Annotated in this window: 1 protein-coding gene; it reads right to left on the reverse strand. The window is 72.9% G+C overall.

Going from position 1 to position 1,401, the window contains the following annotated elements; translation table 11 throughout:
• Nucleotides 1-1,300, reverse strand: a 1,300-nt coding sequence (locus ACFZCP_RS45895) for a polyketide synthase dehydratase domain-containing protein (RefSeq protein ID WP_391443270.1), incomplete at its 3' end; no start/stop codon positions are given.
• Between the last annotated feature and the right edge of the window lie 101 nt (nt 1,301-1,401).

Genomic DNA, 1,401 nt, shown 5'->3' on the forward strand with positions numbered 1-1,401 from the left:
GCCGCCACCACCCCTCAGGCACCACCAACTCACCCGACGGACGCGACAACCGCCGTCCATACGCCACCCCGCCACGGACAGCCAGTTCCGGCTCGCCGGAGTCCAGCACGGACGGCAGCACCGCGACCGCTCGCCCGTCGGAATCCAGCACGGACGGCAGCACCGCGACGCCCTGCCCGTCGGAGTCCAGTACGGACGGCAGCACCGCGACGCCCTGCCCGTCGGAATCCAGCGCGGCGACGGCGCGCTCATCGGAGTCCAGCGCGGCGACCGCTTGCGCACCGGTGCCGGTGGCGGGCAGGTCGGCCAGGACCAGCCGGCCCGGATTCTCCGACTGCGCCGAACGCAACAGACCCCACACCGCAGCCGCCGCCAGATCAACCACCCGCTCACCGGCCGAGGCAGCCACACCACCCCGGGTCACGACCACCAACCGGGCCGACTCCAGCCGCTCCTCCCCCAACCACTCCTGAGCCAGGCCAAGAGCCTCACCGACCGCCGACCGAGCAGCCTCCGCCACATCGTCCACGGCACCCTCGGCACCCTCGGCACCCTCGGCACCCTCGGCACCCGCGCACACCAGCACCACCCGCGGGTCAATCTCACCCGCCTCCACAGCCGCAGCCACCCCGGCCACATCCGCGAACGAAGACACCGACACCCCGACGGTGTTCAACCCATCGACCACACCGAAACGATCGGCACCCACGAGCGCCCACTCCCCTGCCGGAGCCGGAGCCTCGGCCACCGGGGCCCACTCGACGGTGAACAGGGAGTCTGCCACTCCGGCGTCCGCGGACTGGAGCTGGTCCGCCGTCACCGGACGCGTGATCAGCGATGCCACCGACACCACCGGAGCACCCGTGCCATCCGCCGCCGTCACGGTCAGACTGCCCTGGGCATCCCGCCGCAGCCTCGCCCGCAGCACCGAAGCACCACTGGCATGCAGCTCCACACCCGTCCACGCGAACGGCAACCGCACCTGACCCTGGCCGCCCTCCTCGGCCTCTCCAGGCCCACTGGCCAGAGCACCGGCCTGGAGTACGGCGTCGAGCAGCGACGGGTGCAGCCCGAAGGCACCTGCCCCCTGCGTCACCGTCTCGGGCAGGGCGACCTCGGCGAAGACGTCCTCGCCGCGGCGCCACACCGCCCGCAGCCCCTGGAACGCCGGACCGTAGCCGTACGACGCCGCTGCCAGGGCCTCGTACATACCGTCGATGTCCACCGCCGTGGCCCCGCGCGGCGGCCACACCTTCAGATCCTCGTCCGCCTGAACCGGCGCCCCTGCGGGGGCGATCATGCCACTGGCGTGCTGGACCCAGGCGTCCTGGCTGCCGTCGTCGAGGCGGGAGAACACCTCCACCGTCCGCCGCCCATCGGCATCGGCCGCGGCCACCACCA

Origin of the sequence: Streptomyces sp. NPDC007971 (assembly GCF_042958635.1) — a bacterium.
Lineage (GTDB): Bacteria > Actinomycetota > Actinomycetes > Streptomycetales > Streptomycetaceae > Streptomyces.